The organism is Stenotrophomonas sp. SMYL20, from assembly GCF_036320045.1.
In the GTDB taxonomy this organism is placed as follows: domain Bacteria; phylum Pseudomonadota; class Gammaproteobacteria; order Xanthomonadales; family Xanthomonadaceae; genus Stenotrophomonas; species Stenotrophomonas maltophilia_A.
Map to the genome: position 1 here is coordinate 1 of NZ_JAWIRT010000014.1, position 21,949 is coordinate 21,949.

General features: G+C 66.3%; 18 protein-coding genes and 1 pseudogene. 10 read left to right on the top strand and 9 right to left on the bottom strand.

The window, feature by feature from the left end:
* The 4 genes from ptsP to V3B48_RS12135 all read left to right on the top strand — a co-directional run.
* On the top strand, positions 1-2,377 hold a 2,377-nt coding region (gene ptsP, locus V3B48_RS12120; protein WP_329893809.1), incomplete at its 5' end, for a phosphoenolpyruvate--protein phosphotransferase.
* A complete protein-coding gene (gene pfkB, locus V3B48_RS12125) occupies positions 2,374-3,330 on the top strand; it encodes a 1-phosphofructokinase (protein WP_329892941.1) in 957 nt (318 codons plus the stop codon). The genes ptsP and pfkB, both read left to right, overlap by 4 nt.
* 74 nt (positions 3,331-3,404) lie before the next feature.
* Positions 3,405-5,111 (top strand): fructose-specific PTS transporter subunit EIIC, encoded by a 1,707-nt coding sequence (locus V3B48_RS12130; protein ID WP_329892940.1) that lies wholly within the window; start codon positions 3,405-3,407, stop codon positions 5,109-5,111.
* Between the two features lie 14 nt (positions 5,112-5,125).
* On the top strand, positions 5,126-6,379 hold the full coding sequence (locus V3B48_RS12135) for a carbohydrate porin (protein ID WP_329892939.1): 1,254 nt from the start codon (positions 5,126-5,128) through the stop codon (positions 6,377-6,379).
* A gap of 75 nt (positions 6,380-6,454) precedes the next feature.
* Here V3B48_RS12135 and V3B48_RS12140 read toward each other — a convergent pair whose 3' ends face one another.
* Positions 6,455-6,982: a DUF6622 family protein gene (locus tag V3B48_RS12140; RefSeq protein ID WP_329892938.1), complete on the bottom strand. Its 528-nt coding sequence runs from the start codon at positions 6,980-6,982 to the stop codon at positions 6,455-6,457.
* A gap of 88 nt (positions 6,983-7,070) precedes the next feature.
* Positions 7,071-7,904: a trypsin-like serine protease gene (locus V3B48_RS12145; protein ID WP_329892937.1), complete on the bottom strand. Its 834-nt coding sequence runs from the start codon at positions 7,902-7,904 to the stop codon at positions 7,071-7,073.
* A gap of 189 nt (positions 7,905-8,093) precedes the next feature.
* Here V3B48_RS12145 and V3B48_RS12150 point away from each other — a divergent pair, with 189 nt between their 5' ends.
* Positions 8,094-8,372 carry a hypothetical protein gene (locus V3B48_RS12150; RefSeq protein WP_329892936.1) on the top strand — a complete coding sequence of 93 codons (279 nt, stop codon included), beginning with the start codon at positions 8,094-8,096 and terminating at the stop codon, positions 8,370-8,372.
* Between the two features lie 31 nt (positions 8,373-8,403).
* Here V3B48_RS12150 and V3B48_RS12155 read toward each other — a convergent pair whose 3' ends face one another.
* Together V3B48_RS12155 and V3B48_RS12160 are read right to left on the bottom strand one after the other, a co-directional pair.
* Entirely contained in the window at positions 8,404-9,273 is an 870-nt protein-coding gene (locus V3B48_RS12155; RefSeq protein ID WP_329892935.1) for a methylenetetrahydrofolate reductase, read from the bottom strand.
* A complete protein-coding gene (locus tag V3B48_RS12160; protein WP_032127269.1) occupies positions 9,273-10,187 on the bottom strand; it encodes a LysR family transcriptional regulator in 915 nt (304 codons plus the stop codon). The genes V3B48_RS12155 and V3B48_RS12160 overlap by 1 nt, the downstream gene beginning before the upstream one ends.
* Positions 10,188-10,362: 175 nt before the next feature.
* Between V3B48_RS12160 and msuE the strand changes: the two genes are divergently transcribed.
* The 3 genes from msuE to V3B48_RS12175 are packed head-to-tail and all read left to right on the top strand — an operon-like array spanning position 10,363 to position 13,053.
* Complete coding sequence (gene msuE / locus V3B48_RS12165; protein ID WP_125893154.1) at positions 10,363-10,944, top strand: FMN reductase; 582 nt, start codon at positions 10,363-10,365, stop codon at positions 10,942-10,944.
* Positions 10,945-11,002: 58 nt separating this feature from the next.
* Positions 11,003-11,980 (top strand): DUF1852 domain-containing protein, encoded by a 978-nt coding sequence (locus V3B48_RS12170; protein WP_329892934.1) that lies wholly within the window; start codon positions 11,003-11,005, stop codon positions 11,978-11,980.
* Between the two features lie 38 nt (positions 11,981-12,018).
* Positions 12,019-13,053: a methionine synthase gene (locus V3B48_RS12175; RefSeq protein ID WP_329892933.1), complete on the top strand. Its 1,035-nt coding sequence runs from the start codon at positions 12,019-12,021 to the stop codon at positions 13,051-13,053.
* A 55-nt stretch (positions 13,054-13,108) separates the two neighbouring features.
* Here the strand turns inward: V3B48_RS12175 and V3B48_RS12180 are convergent, their stop codons facing one another.
* From V3B48_RS12180 to V3B48_RS12190, 3 genes and pseudogenes are all read right to left on the bottom strand, one after another.
* Complete coding sequence (locus tag V3B48_RS12180) at positions 13,109-14,137, bottom strand: tetratricopeptide repeat protein (protein WP_329892932.1); 1,029 nt, start codon at positions 14,135-14,137, stop codon at positions 13,109-13,111.
* A 177-nt stretch (positions 14,138-14,314) separates the two neighbouring features.
* Positions 14,315-14,707 (bottom strand): annotated as a pseudogene (locus V3B48_RS12185) (hypothetical protein); the annotation flags it as partial.
* Between the two features lie 91 nt (positions 14,708-14,798).
* Complete coding sequence (locus tag V3B48_RS12190; RefSeq protein WP_239506091.1) at positions 14,799-15,113, bottom strand: hypothetical protein; 315 nt, start codon at positions 15,111-15,113, stop codon at positions 14,799-14,801.
* A 142-nt stretch (positions 15,114-15,255) separates the two neighbouring features.
* On the opposite strand from V3B48_RS12190, the gene V3B48_RS12195 reads away from it, so the two are divergent.
* Positions 15,256-16,503: an arsenic transporter gene (locus V3B48_RS12195; protein ID WP_329892931.1), complete on the top strand. Its 1,248-nt coding sequence runs from the start codon at positions 15,256-15,258 to the stop codon at positions 16,501-16,503.
* 26 nt (positions 16,504-16,529) lie between these two features.
* On the opposite strand, the gene V3B48_RS12200 is transcribed toward V3B48_RS12195, so the two are convergent.
* Positions 16,530-17,696: a serine hydrolase domain-containing protein gene (locus V3B48_RS12200; RefSeq protein WP_329892930.1), complete on the bottom strand. Its 1,167-nt coding sequence runs from the start codon at positions 17,694-17,696 to the stop codon at positions 16,530-16,532.
* Positions 17,697-17,785: 89 nt separating this feature from the next.
* Complete coding sequence (locus V3B48_RS12205; protein WP_329892929.1) at positions 17,786-19,438, bottom strand: ABC transporter ATP-binding protein; 1,653 nt, start codon at positions 19,436-19,438, stop codon at positions 17,786-17,788.
* 113 nt (positions 19,439-19,551) lie between these two features.
* Between V3B48_RS12205 and V3B48_RS12210 the strand changes: the two genes are divergently transcribed.
* Positions 19,552-21,942: a TonB-dependent receptor gene (locus tag V3B48_RS12210; RefSeq protein WP_329892928.1), complete on the top strand. Its 2,391-nt coding sequence runs from the start codon at positions 19,552-19,554 to the stop codon at positions 21,940-21,942.
* Positions 21,943-21,949 lie beyond the last annotated feature (7 nt).

Genomic DNA, 21,949 nt, shown 5'->3' on the forward strand with positions numbered 1-21,949 from the left:
CGAGGCCAGCATGGGGCGTCGCGAGGCGTTGGCGAACACCTTCCTCGGCCACGGCGTGGCCATTCCGCACGGGCTGGGCGAGGACCGCCACCTGGTGCGCCGCGATGGCATTGCCGTGTTGCAGTTTCCGGAAGGCGTGGAGTGGAATCCGGGCCAGGTCACCCGCCTGGTGGTCGGCATTGCCGCCCAGTCCGATACCCACATCACCCTGCTGCGCCGGCTGACCCGACTGATCCAGGATGACGCAACGCTGCAGCGCCTGTTCACCACTGCAGATGCGAGCGAGATCATCAGCGCGTTGGCCGGCGATGTTGCGACCACGGCCCCCAATGTGCCGGTGACTGACCTGGCCGACCGTTTCGACTGGACCATCGCCTATCCCAACGGGCTGCACGCACGCCCGGCCACGCGCTGGGCCGAAACAGCGCGCGGCTTCGCGGCCCGCGCACAGGTCCGAGCGGGCGATCAGGCTGCCGATGCCAAGAGCCTGGTGGCGCTGCTGCAGCTCGGGTTGCGCCATGGCGACGCGGTCAGCGTGTCTGCTGAGGGCGCCGATGCCCCTGCCTTGCTGGCCGCGCTGCGCAAGGTCATGGACGGGCTGGTGGCACAGGAAAGGGCCGATGCCGAGCGCGCGGCGCAGCGCAAGGCCGCGCCGGTTGCGGGCTGGAATCCGCCCGACGCACAGGCGGCGATCGTCGGCATCGGCGCCAGCCCAGGCCTGGCGATCGGCCCGGTGCATGTGCTGGCCAGCACGCATGCCGACGTTGCTGACCGCCCCACCCCGCTCGGCGAAGGCGGCGCACGCCTGCAGGAGGCGCTCAGCCGCACCCGCCAGCAGCTGGCTGCACTGCAGGACGACACCCAGCGTCGGCTCGGCGCCTCGGATGCGGCAATCTTCAAGGCGCAGGCCGCGCTGCTCGACGACACCGATCTGATTACCCGTACCTGCCAGCTGATGGTCGAAGGCCATGGCGTTGCATGGTCCTGGCACAAGGCCATCGAGCAGATCGCCTCCGGGCTGGCTGCCCTGGGCAACCCGGTGTTGGCCGCGCGCGCCGCCGACCTGCGTGACGTGGGCCGGCGCGTACTGGCACAGCTTGATCCGTCCGCGGCGGGTGGCGGCCTTGCCGACCTGCCTGCACATCCTTGCATCCTGCTCGCTGCTGATCTGTCGCCCTCCGACACGGCCAACCTCGATACCGGTCGCGTGCTTGGCCTCGCCACCGCGCTGGGCGGGCCGACCTCGCACACCGCGATCCTCTCGCGCACGCTGGGCCTGCCGGCGCTGGTCGCCGCGGGCGCGGAGCTGCTGGCGATCAGCCCGGGCCGCGAGGCGATCATCGATGGCAGCAGCGGGCGCCTCTATCTGTCTCCGTCCGAGGCCGATCTCGCCTCGGCCCGTGCGTGGATCGCCGAACAGCAGCAGATTCGCGAGCGTGAAGCGGCGCAACGCGCGCAGCCGGCACAGACCCCTGACGGCCACCGCATCGACATCGGCGCCAACGTCAACCTGCCCGAGCAGGTGCCGCTGGCACTGGAGCAGGGCGCGGAAGGCGTCGGCCTGATGCGCACCGAATTCCTGTTCCTCGAGCGCGGGAGCACGCCCAGCGAGGATGAGCAGTACGCCACGTACGTGGCGATGGCCAAGGCACTCGACGGCCGCCCGCTGATCGTGCGCGCGCTCGATATCGGTGGCGACAAGCAGGTCGCTCACCTGGAGCTGCCACGCGAGGAAAATCCGTTCCTCGGCGTGCGTGGCGCGCGCCTGCTGCTGCGCCGCCCCGACCTGCTGGAACCACAGCTGCGTGCGCTGTATCGCGCGGCGAAGGACGGCGCACGCCTGTCCATCATGTTTCCGATGATCACCTCGGTGCCCGAGCTGATCGCACTGCGCGCCATCTGCGAACGGTTGCGCGCCGCGCTTGAGGCACCCGACGTGCCGATCGGGATCATGATTGAAGTCCCTGCCGCAGCAGCCCAGAGCGATGTACTGGCGCGCCATGCCGACTTCTTCTCGATCGGCACCAACGACCTGACCCAGTACGTGCTGGCGATCGACCGCCAGAACCCGGAACTCGCCGCCGAGGCCGACAGCCTGCACCCGGCCGTGCTGCGCGCGATCCGCGCCACGGTGGAAGGCGCACGCCTGCATGGGCGCTGGGTTGGGGTCTGCGGCGGCCTGGCGGGGGATCCCTTTGGCGCAATGCTGCTGGCCGGCCTGGGCGTGGACGAACTGTCGATGACCCCGAACGACATCCCAGCGGTGAAGGCACGCCTGCGTGGCAACGCGATGGCCGATCTGCAAGCGCTGGCCACTACCGCGCTGGACTGCGAAACCGCAGAGCAGGTGCGCGCCCTTGATGGAGCGCGCGCGTGAGCGCCCGTGCCGTCACCATTACCCTGAACCCGGCGATCGACCAGACCGTGCGGCTGGCGCACCTGCAACCGGGTCACGTGCATCGCGCCCGCAGTTCCCGCGACGACGCCGGTGGCAAGGGCATCAACGTGGCCGCCTGCCTGGCCGATTGGGGCGTGCCGACCACCGCGATGGGCGTGCTCGGCAATGGCAACGGCGGCGTGTTCAGCGCGTTGTTCGCCGAGCGCGGCATCGCAGACGCTTGCCTGCGCATTGCGGGCCGCACCCGCACCAACATCAAGCTGGTCGAAGAGGCCAACGGCGAGACCACCGACATCAACCTGCCCGGCCTGTCACTGCGTGATGCCGATCTGGACGCGGTATCGCGCCGACTCGACGCCCTGCTCCAGCCGGACCTGCCGGTGGTGCTGTCCGGCAGCCTGCCGTCCGGGCTGCCAGCCGATGCATGGGCGAGACTGCAGGCGCAGGCGAGCGCCGCCGGTGCGCGCGTACTGCTCGATACCAGTGGCGACGCGCTGGCCGCCGCATTGAGCGGCGCACAGGGCGCACTGCCCTACGCGATCAAGCCCAACCGCCACGAACTGGAGGCTTGGACCGGTACGCCGCTGCCGGATCGCAGCGCCCTGCGGGCCGCAGGCCACGCCTTGGTTGAACGCGGAGTTGCGCTTGTGGCGATCTCGATGGGCGCCGACGGCGCGTTGTTCATTGATCGCAGCGGCGCCCTGATCGCGCGACCGCCGCGACTGGCACGCGGCAGCACGGTCGGTGCTGGCGATGCCATGGTCGCCGGCATTGCCGCCGCCTTGCTGGAGCCCTCCCTGGATCTGACGGGTTGCGCCCGATTGGCGACGGCGTTCTCGATGAGCCGGCTGGAGAGCGGCGACGCGCGACGACTGGACCCGGCGCAGGTGCGCGCGTGGACCGGCGATGTACTGATCGAGCGGTTGGATTGAAACCCCTGCAGAGGGAGCTGCGGCTGGCCCGCCCCCTCCTGCAAGGACGAACCCGAAGAATTCCAGGAGCGCCCATGCAAGCTTCCACCGTAGTCATCGCCGCCGGCGAACGCAGCATCGAGGCGGTTCTTGCCGCCGAAGCGCTGCGCCGCGCCGCCCGCCAGCAAGGCGCTGAACTGGCGATCGAAATTCGCAGCGACCAGGGCGTGACCGGGGCACTGCCCGCCACGCAGGCCGCCGCCGCAACGCAGCTGCTGCTGGTGGGTGACGGCGAGGCGGATGCCGCGCGCTTCGGCAGCGCCCAGATCGTACGCGCCAGCCTCGGTGAGGTGCTGGACGACCCGCTTGCCGTGCTGGCGCAGCTTGCCGCGACGTCCGGAACCGCGCCCGCCCCGGACGCCAGCAAGCACATCGTCGCCGTTACCTCCTGCCCGACCGGCATCGCCCACACGTTCATGGCGGCCGAAGGCCTGCAGCAAGCCGCCAAGGCATTGGGCCACGCGATCCGGGTGGAAACCCAGGGCTCGGTCGGCGCGCAGGACGCATTGAGCGACGAAGAAGTCGCTGCCGCCGACCTGGTGCTGATCGCCGCCGACCGCGAAGTCGATCTGTCACGCTTTGCTGGCAAACGCCTGTTCAAGAGCGGCACCAAGCCGGCGATCAATGACGGCCAGAGCCTGATCCGCAAGGCGCTGGCCGAGGCCAGCGTGCAGGCGGGTACGGCGGCTTCAGGCCGCACCACCGAAAAGGCCAAGGTCACCGGTCCCTACAAGCACCTGATGACCGGCGTGTCGTTCATGCTGCCGTTCGTCACTGCCGGTGGCCTGCTGATCGCACTGGCGTTCGCGCTCGGCGGCATCTATGCCTTCGACGATGCACACAAGGGCACGCTGGCTTGGTCGCTGTTCCAGATCGGCGCCAAGTCCGGCTTCATGTTGATGGTGCCGGCGCTGGCCGGTTACATCGCCTACTCCATCGCCGATCGCCCGGGTATCGCGCCGGGCATGATCGGCGGACTGGTGGCAGTCAACATGGATGCGGGCTTCATCGGCGGCATCCTGGCCGGCTTCATCGCCGGCTACGGTGTGCACTGGATCAATCGTGCGCTGCGCCTGCCGCGCAGCCTGGAAGGCCTCAAGCCGGTGTTGATCCTGCCGGTGCTGGGCACGCTGCTGGTCGGCTTGCTGATGATGTATGTGATCGGCACCCCGGTCGCCGGACTGCTGGCCTGGCTGACCGACTGGTTGCGCGGCATGCAGGGCAGCAGCGCGATCCTGCTCGGCCTGCTGCTGGGCGGAATGATGGCGGTGGACATGGGCGGGCCGGTCAACAAGGCCTCCTATGCATTCTCCACCGCACTGATCTCCAGCCAGGTCTATACGCCGATGGCCGCGACGATGATCGGCGGCATGACGCCGCCGCTGGGCATCGCACTGGCAACGTGGCTGTTCAGCAACCGCTTCACTGCCGAGGAGCGTGGCACGGCCGGTGCCGCGGGCGTGCTCGGCCTCAGCTTCGTGACCGAGGGTGCGATCCCCTACGCCGCACGCGATCCGCTGCGCACCATTCCAGCGCTGATCCTTGGCTCTGCCGTGGCCGGTGCGATCTCGATGGCCGCAGGCGTCGAGCTGAAGGTGCCGCACGGCGGGGTGTTCGTGCTGCCGATCCCGAATGCGGTCACCCACCTTGGCATCTACCTGATAGCGCTGGTGGCCGGCGTGGCCGTCACCGCGGTCGCGCTGCGCGTCCTCAAGAAGCCGGTCACGGCTCCCACCCTGTAAAAGGAACCTCGCCCATGATCTGCTCTTCCCGCCGCCTGTTGCCGGTAGCGATCCTGCTGGCCCTGCCGTCCGTGGCCGCAGCCGCCGGCACGAGCGACGTTTTCACCCCCAAGCTGGCGTACACCGGTGAAGCAGCTGCCACGCTCGACGGCGGCAAGCGCAGCGGCACGGCGTATGCCGGCCAGCTGATGTTCGGCGCCGACGTGAACCTGGATGCTGCGTTTGGATGGCGGGGCGCGACGATCAAGGCCTACGGTATCAACCGCCATGGCACCAACCTGGCCAACAGCAGCACTGGCAACAGCACCTCGGTGCAGGAAATCTACGGCGGCCAGGGCACGCGCCTGGCCAACCTGACGCTTGAACAGAAACTGCTGAACGACCGATTGGTGCTGGAAGCCGGGCGCAGCGTGGCCAACATCCATCACCTCGGTTCGGAGCTGTGCCAGTACTTCCAGGGTAATTCGGCCTGCGGCAACCCGACCTACGTGTTCCGCACCAGCAATTTCACCTGGTGGCCGGTATCGAGCTGGATGGCCGATGCCACGGCCTGGGTGACGCCCGATGTCTATGTGCGCGTCGGTGCCTACCAGGTCGACCCCAGCCAGGCCGAGGACGGCCAGCACGGCCTGAAATGGAGTACCAGTCAGGCCACCGGCTGGATCGTGCCCTATACGCTCGGTTGGCGCAGCCCTGCTTCGGCACGACTGAAAGCCCGCTACGAACTCGGTGGCTGGCAGGACAACTCGACCTATCTGGATCCGCTGCGCGATGCCAACGGCGCCCCGGCGCTGCTCAGCGGCCAGGACTATGCGAACCGCCGTGGCCGTTCCGGGGTGTTCGCCCGCTTCGAGCAGCAACTCACCGGGGATGGTGCCGGGCGCGGCCTGACCCTGTTCGGTGCGGCGCTCAAGGGCACCTCCGGCCAGTTGATCGAGGATCATTTCCTGCAGGCGGGCGTGGTGCAGAAAGGCACGTTCGCCGGCCGGCCGCAGGACAGCATCGCTTTCGTTGTGACCCAGCAGAAGTACAGCGGCATCGCCTTGGAGAACCTGCGCCTTGCCCGCGCCGCGGCAGGCGGTAGCGGCACGCCGCACGGGAGCCAGGTCATGATGGAACTGAGCTATGGCATCCAGCTCACCCCGCAGCTCCGGATCGCACCGAACCTGCACTACATCGTGCATCCGGACCAGTTCAACGAACCTGCCCGCCAGCGGGACCTGCCGAATGCGTTGATCGCCGGCATGCGGGTTGATTGGAGCCTGTAGGGACATGGGGTGCCGGCCAGCAGTCGGCACTACCCTCCCGGGCTATTAATGTGATGCATCACGGCGGAGTGGGATTCAGCCTGCGACCTCCAGCCCCTTCCCCGCTGCGTCCAGTCGCAACGAGGCCAGATAGCGGCAGTACTTGCCGATGAAGAGGCCGGTGAATCCGCCTGCCAGCAGCAGGTAGGCGGCGCTGAAGCCGGCGTTGGCGGTCAGCGACGGCGACACCGCAAATGCGACTTCGAAGCCGTACTTCACCAGGAAGGTGATCAGCAGCAGCGGCAGCAGGCTGAAGTCCGCGTTGCGCCAGAGCTTTCCGGTAGCGCCATCCAGGGTCAGCTTCACGTGGCCCAGCAGCAGCCATCCCAGTGCTGCCCCGGTGCCGATGCCGACCAACCACTCGCCCCAGGCGGTCAGCGAGGCGCCGAAGCGATGACTGATCGACCACGCGCCCCACACGGCGAACAGGACGGGCACGATCGCCAGCTTCTGTAACGAAGTCTCACCCGGTTTCATGGCGGCGATGCCACGCGTGACCAGGAACGCCAGGAGCAGCCAGACCCAGATCGGCGTCTGCGTGGTGAGTTGCTGGAGCATGTTCATGAGCGGTCGCCTTGGTGGTTGGTGGCGAGGTGCCCTCGCCTTGGCGCCCACTATTCGCTTCCGCCCGGGTTGCAGCCAGTGACAGCTGTCAGTCTTCGGGTGTTACTGGGCGGTAATCGGGCGCACTCAGGACGCTCTCGATCCAACCCACATAGCGCGATACCCGAACGTTGTGCACCACCTGCCCGTAGAAGCCGGCCTCAAGGGCATGCTCGGGAACCGCGGTGATCCAGGAGCCCAGCCCCACCAGCTGCCAGACGCCGTGATCCTTGATCAGCAATGGGCCGCCGCTGTCCCCGTTACCGAGCACACCTTCAAGCGGCAGGCCCTGTGGCGGGGCATCGAACCGATACCAGAGATAGCGATCATTGCCGCCGGTAATCGCGTTGTATGCCCGCCGCAGCGTAGTGCGATGCGGTCCGCCCGGCACCAGTCCCATCGCACCATTGCCAGTGGCGCCCTTCCCGATCAAGGCGGCGATCTGCGTGACCTCGGCGCTGCCGCGATACAGCGCCACGGGCTGCACGTCGCTCACTGGGGCTGTGAGCCTGATCAGCGCAATGTCATCCGATCCGGCCAGGAACGCGTGGATCTTCGCCGGGCTTCCCGTTGCCATAGCCTCCTTGCCCAATGCGTCAGGCATTCTGCTGTAGCCGGGGTGCACGAACACGCGCTCCACGCCGTAGTCCCTGCCGTTGATGGCGATGGTCAGCCCCATCCCTTCCATCGGTGCGGCATGCGCTGCCGTCAGCACCCACTGTGGGGCGATCAGAACGCCCTGCCCTTCACCCGGCATGTCGGCCAGGGCGGGAAATTCTGATCCCTCGATCCGGTAGCGGGCATCGTCCACGTCGTGGCGGATGACCACGGCCCCGGCAGCGAGCGGCAGCGCGGCAAGCGCGAGGAACAGCCAGCGGATCATGGGGGCCTTCATCCTTGCGGTCAGTCGCTGCAGCCTAGCCGAACACCTCCCGCGAAGGGAAAACGTCCGACCAACCTCACGTGTTCGACGACGAATGCCGCAGAACCGGCTACGAAACCGGGGCGGCCACGGGCCTTTAACAGCCTGCCTCTATGCTGGGACCTCATTGCAGACCCACGAGGTATGACCATGACCAAGCTGCGCACCCTGATGTTGACCGGCTGCCTGTTGGCACTGAGCCCCCTGGCCTCCGCCGAGAGCGTGAACCTGACCAACAGCGCCGACGGCGCCAATCGCGATGCGGGCATCGCGGCGGTCAAGAAGAAGCTGCAGGACGCGTGCACCGACCGCAAGGGCTCGCCCGATGCGGCTTCCTTCGAGGTGGTCTTCGAGAAGACCAGCGAGAACCCAAACGTACCCAAGCCGTACTACGTGGACGGCAAGATGAAGTGCGAACTGCCGGGCTGAAGGGCCCAGCCACGCGATCATCGATAGAGCATCAAACGCTGGCGGCCGACGTGCGCCGCCGGTACCGCTCTATCCAGCCCAGTGATGGCGCAATGCCACCGAACGGGAAGAAGTGCGGGCTGACCGGGCCATGGGCGTCCGTCAGCCCACTCAGCAGGCGATCCATGAACACCTCCGGCCCTGCCGTTCCCAGCAGCCGGCCGATCGAGATGCCGTACCGCGCCAGCATCGATGCACTGGCACCCACGCCGCACATCGCGGCGTAGCGCGCCAGCCGCGCAATGCTGGCCGGCCCCGGCACGCCCACCAGCACTGGCACCGTGATGCCACGGGCGCGCAGCGCATCCAGCCAGGCCAGCACGATATCGGCATCGAAGGCGAACTGGGTGATGATCAACGGCGCCATGCCCTGCACTTCGATGGCCTGGCATTTGCGTTCCAACACGCGCCATCGATCCTCGGCGGTCATCACCGGATGCCCTTCCGGATGCCCGCCCATGGCAACAACCTTGATGCCGCAACGTTCAAGAAGGCCAGTCTCGATGATCGAAGTACTGTCGGCATACGGACCTGCGGGCGTGGAAAGATCACCCGCGATAAGCAGGCACGTCTCTACCCCCGCTTCGCTGGCGGCGCGTTCCAGGAACCGCTCAAGTGCCGCACGCGACCCGATGCGGCGGGCAGAGAGATGCGGCATCGGCTCGAAGCCGAGTTCGCGCACCGTGCGCGCGGCCGCCAGCCGGGCGTCGTCGTCCTCGCTCGCCAGGTAAGGGATCGAGATCGTCGTTCCCGGAGCGATGCGCTCCGCTTCCGCGCGCAGTGCCGGCATGGCCTTCGCGCTCACTTCCAGAGAAAACGCGTCGATGAAGGCGTCCGCCCGCTGCGATCCAGGTGCGGGCATCAACGGGCTCCGCCTGCATTGCCGGCGATCGGCGTGCTGTTCCGCGCCAGCTCGACGAAGGCCTGCAGATAGTCGATACCCGTATCCGCCTCGCGCGCGCCCAGGTAGATCTGCTTGGGAATGCCCTTCGCCCCCAGGCGCACCGGCACCACGTCCATGCGCGCGGCATACTCCTCCACCAGCCAGCGCGGCATCGCGGCCACACCACGGCCGCTGGCCACCATCTGCATCATGATGTCGGTGGTTTCGATGGTCTTGTGGCGCCGCGGCGTAATGCCGGCCGGCAGCAGGAACTGGTTGTAGATATCCAGGCGCTCGAACGGTACCGGGTAGCTGATCAGCACTTCCTGGCCGAGCTGGCGCGGCTTTACGTGGTCCACCTTGGCCAGTGCATGGCCCTTGGCCACCACCAGCACCTGCTCGTAGTCAAAGACGGGCACGAACTTCAGGCCCGGCTTCAGCAGCGGATCGGGCGTGACCAGCAGGTCGATCTCGTAGCCGAACAGCGCGCCGATGCCACCGAACTGGAACTTCTGCTTGACGTCCACATCCACGTCCGGCCAGGCGGCCAGGTAGGGCGAGACGATCTTCAGCAGCCACTGGTAGCAGGGATGGCATTCCATGCCGATGCGCAGTGCGCCGCGCTCGCCCTGTGCGAACTGGCCCAGCCGCTCTTCGGCCAGGTCCAGCTGCGGCAGCACGCGGTTGGCCACCGCCAGCAGGTACTGCCCGGCCTGGGTCAGGCGCAGGCTGCGGCCTTCGCGCAGCCAGACATCGGTGCCGAGCTGCTGTTCCAGTTTCTTCATGCTGTGGCTCAGGGCTGACTGGGTCAGGTTGAGTACGCCGGCGGCAGCGGTCAGCGAGCCCTGCTGCTCGACCTGCTGCACGATGCTGAGGTGGATCCGTTCCAGCATGACGATGAATCCCGCTCATGGATTGGTGAAGTAATACCATTTTACGTCATGGAAGGGCATGGCTAGGATCGGGTCATGCCTTCGGTTGCCTGCCAGCCCGGTCACCTCGCCGGCCTGCAGGACTGCGCCCCCGCAGATTGCCCGAAGGAGCCCCTCCCCTGCTGAAAGCGAACAGATGACCCGCCCCCTCCGTATCGTCGCCGTTTCAGGCGGACTGCAGCGCCCCTCCAGGGCTGCAACCCTGGCCGAGTACCTGCTGGACCTGATCGGCGAGGACGTTGCCTGCGAGCCGCACCTGATCGAGCTGGGCGAACTGGCGCCGCAGCTGGCCGGTGCGCTGTGGCGCTCGCAGCTGCCCGAGGCTGTGGAGCGGCAGCTGGTGGCCGTTGAACAGGCAGACGTACTGGTGGTGGCCACGCCGGTCTACCGCGGCTCGTACACCGGCCTGTTCAAGCACTTCTTCGATTTCATCCACCAGGATGCGCTGGTCGACACCCCCATCCTGCTGGCCGCCACCGGCGGCAGCGAGCGCCACGCACTGGTGATCGATCATCAGCTGCGGCCGCTCTTCAGCTTCTTCCAGGCGCGCACCCTACCCCTCGGCGTCTACGCCACCGACCGCGATTTCGCCGAGGGCCGCGTGCACAACGACGCTCTGATCCAGCGCGCACGGCTGGCGGTGCAGCGGGCGATGCCCCTGCTTGCCCTGTCCCATCGCGCAGCGCCTGCCACTGCCGAGGCCGCTGCAGTCCTTTGAATGCCGAATGCCAGCGACCCGCATTCGGATGTCACCTCCGCAACCCGGAACGCCGCCCATGACGACCGAGAACTTCACCTTCAGCATCACGCGCATCCCTTTCAACGAGGACTACCAGCCCGCTGACGGCACGCGCATCACCACCAACTTCGCCAACCTCGCTCGCGGCGAGTCCCGCCGGGAGAACCTGCGCAACACGATCAGCATGATCAACAACCGCTTCAACGACCTGGCGCACTGGGACAACCCGAGTGCGGACCGCTACGCCGTTGAGCTGGACATCATCTCGGTGGAGATGCACATCGATGGAGCCGATGGCAGCGATCCGTTCCCGCTGATCGAAGTGCTGCGCCCGACCATTGTCGACACGCACACCGGCGCGCGCACCGAGGGCATCGTCGGCAACAACTTCTCGTCCTATGTGCGCGACTACGACTTCAGCGTGGTACTGCCGGCCAGCAACGAGGGAAAGGCCACCTTCGGCATTCCGGAAGGCTTCGGTGATCTTCACGGCAAGCTGTTCCAGCACTTCCTGGAATCGGAGGCCTACCGCGCCAATTTCAGCAAGGCGCCGGTGATCTGCATCAGCGTCTCCAGCAGCAAGACCTACCATCGTACCGAGAACCACCATCCCATCCTGGGCGTGGAGTATCGCCAGGGCGAGTTCTCCCCCACCGACCAGTACTTCGACAAGATGGGCCTGCAGGTGCGCTATTTCATGCCGCCGGGCAGCGTCGCGCCGCTGGCGTTCTACTTCCAGGGCGACCTGCTGGGCGACTACTCGAACCTGGAACTGATCGGCACCATCAGCACGATGGAGGCATTCCAGAAGATCTACCGGCCGGAGATCTACAACGCCAATTCCGTGGCCGGCAAGGTCTACCAGCCCAGCCTGAAGCACCAGGACTACTCCTCCACCCGCATCGTCTACGACCGCGAAGAGCGCAGTCAGCTGGCGGTCAAGCAGGGCAAATTCACCGAAGAGCACTTCATCAAGCCGTATCGCGCCGTGCTTGAGCAGTGGACTGCCCGCTGATTTACCGATTCTCCATTCGCCCCAGGACACAGAACGCAATGTCGACGAAGAAACTGCTCCCTACCTCCACCGCCGGCAGCCTGCCCAAGCCCTCCTGGCTGGCAGAGCCCGAAAAGCTCTGGTCGCCCTGGAAGCTGCAGGATGAAGGACTGACCGAAGGCAAGCAGGATGCCCTGCGCCTGTCCCTGCAGGAACAGCAGCACGCCGGCATCGATATCGTCAGCGACGGTGAGCAGACCCGGCAGCACTTCGTTACCACGTTCATCGAGCACCTCAACGGCGTCGATTTCGAGAAGCGCGAAACCGTGCGCATCCGCAACCGCTACGACGCCAGCGTGCCGACCGTGGTCGGCGCCGTGAGCCGCCCCAAGCCGGTGTTCGTGGAGGATGCGAAGTTCCTGCGCCGGCAGACCACGCAGCCGATCAAGTGGGCACTACCCGGGCCGATGACCATGATCGACACCCTGTACGACGCGCACTACAAGAGCCGAGAGAAGCTGGCCTGGGAATTCGCGAAGATCCTCAACGAGGAAGCGAGGGAGCTCGAAGCCGCTGGCGTCGACATCATCCAGTTCGACGAGCCCGCCTTCAACGTGTTCTTCGACGAAGTGAACGACTGGGGCGTGGCCGCACTGGAGCGTGCGATCGAAGGACTGAAGTGCGAGACCGCCGTGCACATCTGCTACGGCTACGGCATCAAGGCCAACACCGACTGGAAGCAGACGCTGGGCTCGGAGTGGCGCCAGTATGAAGAGTCGTTCCCGAAGCTGCAGACCTCCAACCTCGACATCATCTCGCTGGAATGCCACAACTCGCACGTGCCGATCGATCTGATCGAGCTGGTGCGCGGCAAGAAGGTGATGGTGGGCGCCATCGACGTGGCCTCCAGCACGGTGGAGACGGCCGAGGAAGTGGCCAACACTCTGCGCAAGGCGCTGCAGTTCGTGGACGCCGACAAGCTCTACCCGAGCACCAACTGCGGCATGGCGCCGCTGGCCCGTGACGTGGCACGGGGCAAGCTGCGTGCGCTCAGCGAAGGGGCCAGGATGGTGCGTGAGGAGCTCTCGGCGTAGTCGCTGAAAGAGATCAGCGTCCGGACCTCTATGCGGGGTCCGGACGCATCGGCACTCAGCGCTTGCGCGCGCGTCGCTCGGGGCACTCCTTCGGATCGAACAGATCGTAGGTCTGCTTGATGGCCAGATTGCGGATCGCCCTGCGATTTCCCTGCGCTGCAGCCTCACAAGTCCAGTAGATGTCCTCATCCTGGTCCTTGGGCACCCCATGCCCGATGGAGTACAGGTATCCCAGCTCGGCCTGTGCAGGCGCGTAGCCCGCCATTGCCGCCTTGCGATACAGGTCGGCGGATCGGGCTTCATCCTTCTGTACGCTGATACCCTTGGCATACATCAGGGCGAGCCTGGTCTGCGCCTCCACATCACCGCCATCGGCAGCCGCTGTGAATGCTTCAACCGGGCCAAACGCGCCGGGCGTGTCCATCTCGGCACACCACACCTCGTTCTCCTTGCGATTCAGGCACAGCTCCAGACGGGCCTCCTTGACTCCCGCTAGGCCGAGCTCCTGCACGGCTGCCCTGGCATACCACTGCATGGCCTGGGCCTCGTCTTTCGTGAGGCCGGCGCGTCCCTTCTGATAGAGATTGGCAAGGCTGTACTGCCCGGCCGGCGAGCCGAGTTCAGCGGCTCGGCGGAGCCACAGGACAGCCTGGGCATCATCCTGCTGCGGGCCCAGGCCCTGCAGGTACATGATCCCGAGATCGGACTGTGCGTCCGCATTGCCCTGATCGGCAGCCTTGCGTACCCAGTGCAGGGCCTGAGCGGAATCCTTCGGCACGCCATTGCCTCGCAGATACAGCACACCCAGCATGGACTGTGCCGGCGCATAGCCCTGATCGGCCGCCTTGCGGTACCAGTCCGCTGCCTTCGCTGCGTCCCTGTCGACGCCTGCGCCGCGCAGATACCTGTCCCCAAGTTCATTCTGGGCTTCCGCGTTGCCGGTCTTCGCCGCAGCCATCACGCGATCCCGCTCGGCTGCGTTGTCATTGCCAAGCGCAGGCGTGCTGCAGGCCAGGGCAGCCAGTCCCGCACAGAGTGCGACGCGCCGCAGGGCGCCAATCCATTCTTCCGTGAACGTCTGCATTCTTGATCAACTCCAGATGGATGCCGCAGGTAGACCCGGCAGGTGCCTTGATCAGCAAGTGATCGGGGCCGGGGGCGGCATTATAGGTGCGCGCAGGACCACGTGGCCGAGGTTCTATCTGGGTAGCGGGCGTGCCTGCTCCTGCGCTCGCGACATCGCAGGGGTCCGTCTCAGCGCCAGCGCCTCCTTGATCCGGCCCATCTCGCGCGACCCGGCCTCGGCCAGGCGGCGGGCCTGCTGCCGCTGCTCCCGCGTGAGCGCGGAAGGTGGTGGAGTACCGGCATCCAACAGCCGCGCCACCGCATCGCGCAACCGCAACTGCGGGCAGAGCCGGGCGGCGCACCAGCGTTCGGCGTAGCGCTTGGCCTGCCGCGCATTTGGGGCAGCCACCACCTTGGTCTGTGACATTTTCCGCGCGTCGAGGAACAGGCGGACACCGAGCACGGCATGCGGCACGATGTTGGCCACGCAGCGGCCGTTCCACCACAGGTCCCAGCGGTCACCGCTCTGCACCCAGCCGGAGGGCCGGCGGGCCGTCATGAAATCGGGAGGGCTGGAGGGCGAATGCATGGCCGGAAGAATACGGTCGGCCGTCGCATGGACTGAGATTGCGGAGTGGCGCTGGCAACCTCACAACGCTTCTGCCGCAGCGAAGCCCTCTTTACCACTCTGGGCCGAGCAGTTTCTCCACCTCGGTTTCGAGCCTCTTGGCGGCTTCCTCCTGCGAGGCCACCTTGATGCACAGCCCGGACTGGGCAGGCCCGGGGGACAGCCGGTAACGGTTGATGGTGCCGCCGCCGTCGCCATCCAGTTCCACCCGGGCCACCAGGGTTCGGCCATTGGCGTTGAAGGTCCAGTCCTGGTATTCGAACATCGTTGAGTCCACCGCAACGCCTTGAATGGCTCCCACCTTATGCGGGGTGGTGGTGAAGAACGCCCGAAGAAAACGTTCGCGGAGCGTGCGTGCCAGCGGCACGCGGCAAACAGCCGAGCCTGGGCTCGGCGCTACAGCCCAGGTGCGGCTCGCAGGGTATGATGCCGCCTTCCCCGAACCACCGTGATTGCAGCGGGCGCGCTCCTGCGAGGTACGCGTCGGCGCCGCTGAGACCCCCCGCCCGATGCTCGTTTCCTACTCCTCTTTCCTCATCTGGGCGGCCGTGGTCGTTGCCACCGTCGGCCTGCTGTTCCGGCCGTTCCGCATTCCGGAATATGTGTGGGCACTGGGGGCTGCCCTTCTGCTTCCACTGCTGGGAGCGGTGTCGCTCGGCACGACCTTGCACGCGGTGGCCGAGGGCCGCGATGTCTATCTGTTCCTGGTCGGCATGATGGTGCTGGCCGAGCTGGCCCGGCGCGAAGGCCTGTTCGACTGGCTGGCGTTGTACGCGGTCCGCCATGCGGGTGGCTCGGGACGACGCCTGTTCGACCTGGTGTTCCTGGTCGGCACGCTGGTGACCGTGTTCCTTTCCAACGATGCCACGGCGGTGGTGCTGACCCCGGCGGTCTACGCCGCCTGCAAGGCGGCCCGTGCCAACCCCCTGCCCTATCTGTTCGTCTGTGCGTTCATCGCCAATGCGGCCAGCTTCGTGCTGCCCATTTCCAACCCGGCCAACCTGGTGGTGTACGGCCAGCACATGCCGCCCTTGATGCAGTGGCTGGCACAGTTCGCGCTGCCGTCGCTGGCCGCGATCGGCGCCACCTATCTGGTGCTGCGCTGGGTGCATCGGCGCGAGATCGCGCAGCCGCTGGTGGCGGCGCCGGCGCATCGCCCGCTGACCGAAGGCGGGCGGCTGAGCGCGCTGGGCGTGTTGTTCACCGGCACCGTGCTGCTGGTGACCTCCGCACTGAACGGCCCACTCGGCCTGGCCACGTTCTGCGCAGGCACGCTGAGTGTGGCACTGGTGGCGATGCGCCAACGACGCAGCCCGTTGCCGCTGCTGCGCCATGTGTCATGGGGCGTACTGCCGCTGGTGGCCGGCCTGTTCGTGCTGGTGGAAGCGGTGGCACAGACCGGTGTCATCCAGGCGGCGGCCAGCGCGCTGCAGGCCGTGGCGCAGGCATCGCCACACCGGGCCAGCTGGCTGGCCGGTGCCGCGGCCGCGCTGCTGAGCAACGTGGCCAACAATCTGCCGGTCGGCCTCGCCGCAGGCTCGCTGGGCCAGATGGCCGACCTGCCGGCGCAGACGCGCGCCGCATTGCTGGTCGGCGTGGACCTGGGCCCCAACCTGTCGGTGACCGGCTCGTTGGCCACGATGCTGTGGCTGGTGGCGCTGCGCCGCGAGGGCGAGCATGTCAGCGCGCTCGACTTCCTGCGCGTCGGCGCGCTGGTGATGCCGCCTGCGCTGATCGGGGCACTGTTGCTGCTCTAGCCGGGGGCTGCCGGGCGCCACCCGGACTATGGGGTCTTGCCTGCAGCAATCTTCCCGACCAGGGCATCGATCGCCGCTTCCATGGCATGCGCGGTCTGGTCGCCACTCTGGTTGGTGATCACGAAGATGCCCAGATCGTGCTCGGGCATGATGTAGATGTAGCACTGTGAGCGCGGTACGCCACCGTGATGGGCATAGTAGACGCCCTTCTGGCGATCGCCGGCGACGATGTTCCAGAAGTAGCCGATGCTGAACTCGTCGTCGAATCTGGCCAGGGCGCGATGCGATTCCTTTACCACCGGCCCATTGGCCAGTTGGAACCGAAGGTACTTCACCATGTCCGGGACGGTTGCTTTGACGTTTCCGGAAGCGCCCCATGGCAACTGCGGCATCGGCGTGGTCGGTACGGGATTGTCGCTGTGATAGCCGGCCGCCAACCGCGGCGCTTCGGCATCATCCAGCCTGATCCGGAGGCCGGTCATCGCCGCGGAGTCGCTGAAGAAGCCACGCAGCAGTGACGCGTAGTCGGTCTTGTAGGCCACCTCCAGAACATGCGCCGCCAGCTCGGTCCCTGCGCTGGAGTAGGCGTACTCCTTGCCTGGCATCCGCGGGATCTGCACAGCGTGCAGGTCCCGGAGGAAATCCGGCTTGCCGTAGCGCGCGTAGAGCGCATTGAGCTCGCCCGGCGTGCGGTGATCGGTAAAGTCCTCCAGTACCGTGTTCGCGCGCTCCGGCAGCATGTTCGGCAGGCCACTGGTGTGCGACAGCAGGTGGCGGACGCGGATGGGTTGGCCCTGGTACTGCAGGTTGGGATAGTCGCCCTGCAGGTACGTGCGAACGTCATCCTCCAGGCCCACCCTGCCTTCCAGCACCGCATTGGCCATCAAGGTGCCGGCCAGCGTCTTGCTCAGTGAGCCGATCTCATAAAGCGTGGCATCGGTCGGCGCGCCGGCTGTACCGGCCACCATATCGCCGCGATGGCGGATGAAGGTCCTGCCCCGATACACCACGCCAATGGAGGCCGAGTGCAGCAAGGGCTGCTCGATCAGGGTCTGCGCAACCTCGTCGATCTCTGCCCCCGGTTCCTTCGATGGCGCCTTCCCGCCCGTGCATCCGGCACCAAGGAGTACGACGGACACGACGAAGGCATGAAACCAACGTCTGTTTCGAACGGTCATCGAAGTGGCTTCCATGCGTTGGCGCTTGAAGGGCGATCAGGAAAGAGCGCTCACGATAGCCGATTGTGGAGGCGAACACGCTGGCTGCGGAGCGCCTCCTGGCCCTAAGCATCGCCCCTGAGATCAATCACCCGGTCAGTCGGGCTCACGATACCGCGCCGATGGGTGATGGCCACTACGGTTACATCGTTCGCCAGTGCGCGGATATGGTCCATGATCTCGCGTTCAGTGGCCTCATCCAGCGCGGAGCTGGCCTCGTCCAGGAACAGAATCGCCGGCTCGCCATACAGTGCACGGGCAATCGCGATGCGTTGGCGCTCCCCGCCGGACAACTTCAGGCCCCGCTCGCCCACGGTGGTTTCAAGGCCCTCGGGCAGCGCCTCGATCAACGGCAGGATCGCAGACTTGCGTGCGGCACGCTGCAGCCGATCATCATCGCGTGCGCGCCCCAACAGGATGTTGTCGGCCAGGCTTTCGTTGAGCAGGATGACATCCTGCGGAACCACCGCGACAGCGGCATGCCAGGCCGCACGGTCGATCAGGGACAGGTCAAGGCCATCGACCAGGATCCGGCCACGCTGGGGATCGATCGATTTCAGGGCGAGCTTGAACAGCGTCGACTTCCCTGCCCCGGTCGGCCCGATCAGGAAATTGATGCCGCCACGTTCGGCCTCGAAGGACACATCGCTTACCCCGCGACCGTTGCCATAGCGGTGGCTGACCCGCTCGAACGCCAGCCGGCCGTTTTCACCCGCAAAGCGCTGGGCATCGGCCACCTGCTGCTCCTCGGGCGCCGCCCACAAGGTGGAAAGCGGAGCCAGCATGCTCCACGAGCGCGCGACGTCATCGATCGAACGGGCGATCATCTCGAACGGCATGTTGAGCTGGAGCAGCAGCAGATTGAACAGGACGATGTCGCCGACGCTCAGACCGCCGCTCTGGTAGCGCGGCAGCAACAGATGGAAGGTAACGATGAACTCGACCGCCAGGCCGATGCCCAGCAGCGCAATGAAGCCGATCCGCTGTAGTACGTAGGCGCGCCAGCTGTCGCGCACCTCCTGGGCCTTCTGCTCGAAGCGCTGCACCATCCAGGCGCTGCCGCCGAACTGGCGCAGCGTCTCCATGGCATTCATGGCATTGCCGACGAAGCGCGCGTTCTGCTGGCCGGCCTCGACCGCAGCTTCGCGATGGATGCGTGCGCGCCGGGTAGCGATGGCGGAAAGCGTGACGGCTACCGTGCCGTAGGCCAGCACGATGGCCACCACCTGCAGGTTGATCAACGCACCCAGCGTTATCAGCGTCAGCAGGATCTGCAGCGCGCTGGGAATGAAGGCCACCAGCCCCAGCTGCACCACGATCTTCAGCGCGCCACGGCCTTTCTCCCCTGCAACCTGCAGCTCGGCGGCGTTGTACTCCAGGAAGAAGCTGTTGGTCTTCTTCAGCAGACGGGCGAAGTAGCGGGTACTGGTGATGAAGCCAAGATTCTCGCCGCTGAGGAACGACAGGTACTGCACGGTGTTCTGCAGGGCGCTGCCAGCGCCAAGCATGACCGCATACAGCAGGAAGCCGCTCGCGAGAGCGCCGACCCCGTCGATGGGCAGACGGTCGATCAGGCGTGAGAAAAGATAGGGCGCCGCAACATTGGCCAGGCTGGACAGCACGACACTGCCGGCGATGAGCAGCAGCAGCCTGCGGTCAGCCTTCCAGTACGTGCCCAGGATTTCAGCGACGGGCGGCGGAACAGCAGTCTTCTTCATCGGCCTGGTTCCGGCGTGGACTCAACCCCAGAATGATATGCTATAACATATCTATTCAGGAGCGACGTAGCCACGTCGCAGGCCACTTTCGGATGGGATCGATGGACCGGGGAATGACGAACGTATCCGCTGCCATGCCACGCGCGCTCATGGCCCTCAGCATTGCCGCTGCACTGTTGGCCAGCGTGCCTGCGATCGCCCAGAACCCCGGCGATGCCCGGCGCTCGCGGGCCGCAGGCGCAGCGCCCGAGGCGCCGACCGCCACCCTGGACAAGGTGCTGGTGGTCGGCAGCAACATCCGCGATGCCATTGGCGGAGGCGCCTCGCCGGTGATCGTGATCGACAAGGAGGCCATCGACCGCACCGGCGTGGCCACCGTGCAGCAGCTGTTCGAGAAACTGCCGCAGAACTTCGGCGGTGGCGCCAATGGTGCCAACGTCGCCAACCTTGGCGTCGACCGCGATACCGGCAACAACTTCGGCCAGGGCACCGCCATCAACCTGCGCGGCCTGGGAACCGGCACCACGTTGACCCTGATCAACGGCCACCGCGTGACCTCGTCGAACCGCTACCAGTACGTGGATGTCTCGCTGATACCGCTGAGTGCGGTGGAACGCGTGGAGATCCTCACCGATGGTGCCTCGGCCATCTATGGCACCGATGCGGTCGGCGGTGTAGTCAACATCATCCTGCGCCGCGACTTCACCGGGTATGAGACCGCTGTGCGTTACGGCGCAGTGACCACCGGCGGCATGGAGGAATACCAGGCCTCGCAGTCGGCAGGCTGGTCGTGGGATGGTGGCCATGTGCTGGCCAGCTACGAGTTCCTGAAGCAGAGCAACCTGCCGGCGGTGGACAAGGATTTCTCGAAGAACGTGCGGGTCAAGCCGTACGACCTCTACCCCGGTTCGAAGCGCCACAGCCTGTACGTGGACGGCGTGCAGCAGCTCAGCGATGTGCTGACCCTGAACGTGACCGGCTCGTTCGCCAAGCGCGAGATGGACACCACCATTTCCGGCACGGCCGACGAAACCCGGTTGTTCCCGCACACGCGCCAGTTCGACCTGTTCGCCGGCCTGACACTGGACCTTCCGCGTCAGTGGCAGGCGCGCCTGGATTCGGGGTTCGGCAGGAGCGATGTGTCCTATCAGCGCACCACCATCACCGGCAGCTCGGCCAGTACCGCGCCGCCCACCAATACCAACTCCGAATCGCGTTACCTGGACCTGGTCGCCGACGGTGAGCTGTTCAGCCTGCCCGCCGGTGGGGTTCGCGCGGCATTCGGCGCGGGCTACCGCCGCGATGGCTATGAACTGATCGATCACCGCGGCCTGGAAAAGCCACTCGATCTGCATCGAACGATCAGGTCCGTCTTCGGCGAGCTCAACATCCCGCTGCTGAAGGACATGCCGGGCGTGCGCAGCCTGTCCTTCACTGCGGCAGCGCGCTATGACGATTACAGCGATTTCGGTTCCACGCTGAACCCCAAGTTCGGCCTGCTGTGGGAGGCGACCCAGGGGCTTTCGTTCCGCACCAGCTACGGCCGCTCCTACCGGGCGCCGGTGTACCAGGACATGCAGTTGAACAACACCGTGGTGGTGGCGAACGTGCCCAACCCGAGTGCAGCCAATGGCAACACCATCCTGATGATGCTCTCCAATGGCAATCCCGATCTGGGCCCCGAACGGGCCAAGACCTGGACCGGCGGTTTCTCGTTCGCGCCGCCGTCGCTGCCGGGGCTCAAGATCGATGCGAACTACTACCACATCGAATACGCCGACCGTATCGGCAGCGGCTTCGGCGGCAGCTTCCCGTCGCTGTTCCTGCAGTCCACCGCACCTTACGCAGACATCCTGACCACCAATCCCACGCAGCAGCAGATCCAGCAGGCACGCCAGCTGGGCGTATCGGGGCTGGGCCTGTTCGTCTCGCGCGTGGGGCCGTATGCGTTGCCGCCAGGCATGGACGAAACCAACAGCCAGGTGATCCTCGACAACCGCTTCCGCAACAACGCCTTCACCCGGCAGCGTGGTGTCGACTTCAGCGGATCCTATGGCTTCGATGCCGGCCAGACCCACATCGGGCTGAACCTGGCCGGGCAGTACATCATCGAGTCGAAGCGGCGCGTGACCAGTACGTCGCCCGAGGTGGATGCGGTGAATTCGGTGTACTACCCGGTGGACCTCAAGATGCGCGGCGGCATCACGCTCAGCCGGCAGCAGGCCGCGGCGGGGATCTTCGTGAACTACGTGGACAGTTATCGCGACCCCGCCAATGTCGCCCGGCCCCACGTCAGCTCCTGGACGACCGTAGATCTGAACCTCGCCTACCACTTCGGTGCATCGGCGGACCCGCAGCGTGGCACATCGCTTGCGTTCAACGTGCAGAACCTGTTCGACCGGGATCCGCCGTTCATCGTCAACAGCATCAACACCGGCTACGACCCCACCAATGCGACAGCGCTGGGCCGCTTCCTGTCCATGTCGCTGACCCACCGCTGGTAAGCCGCCA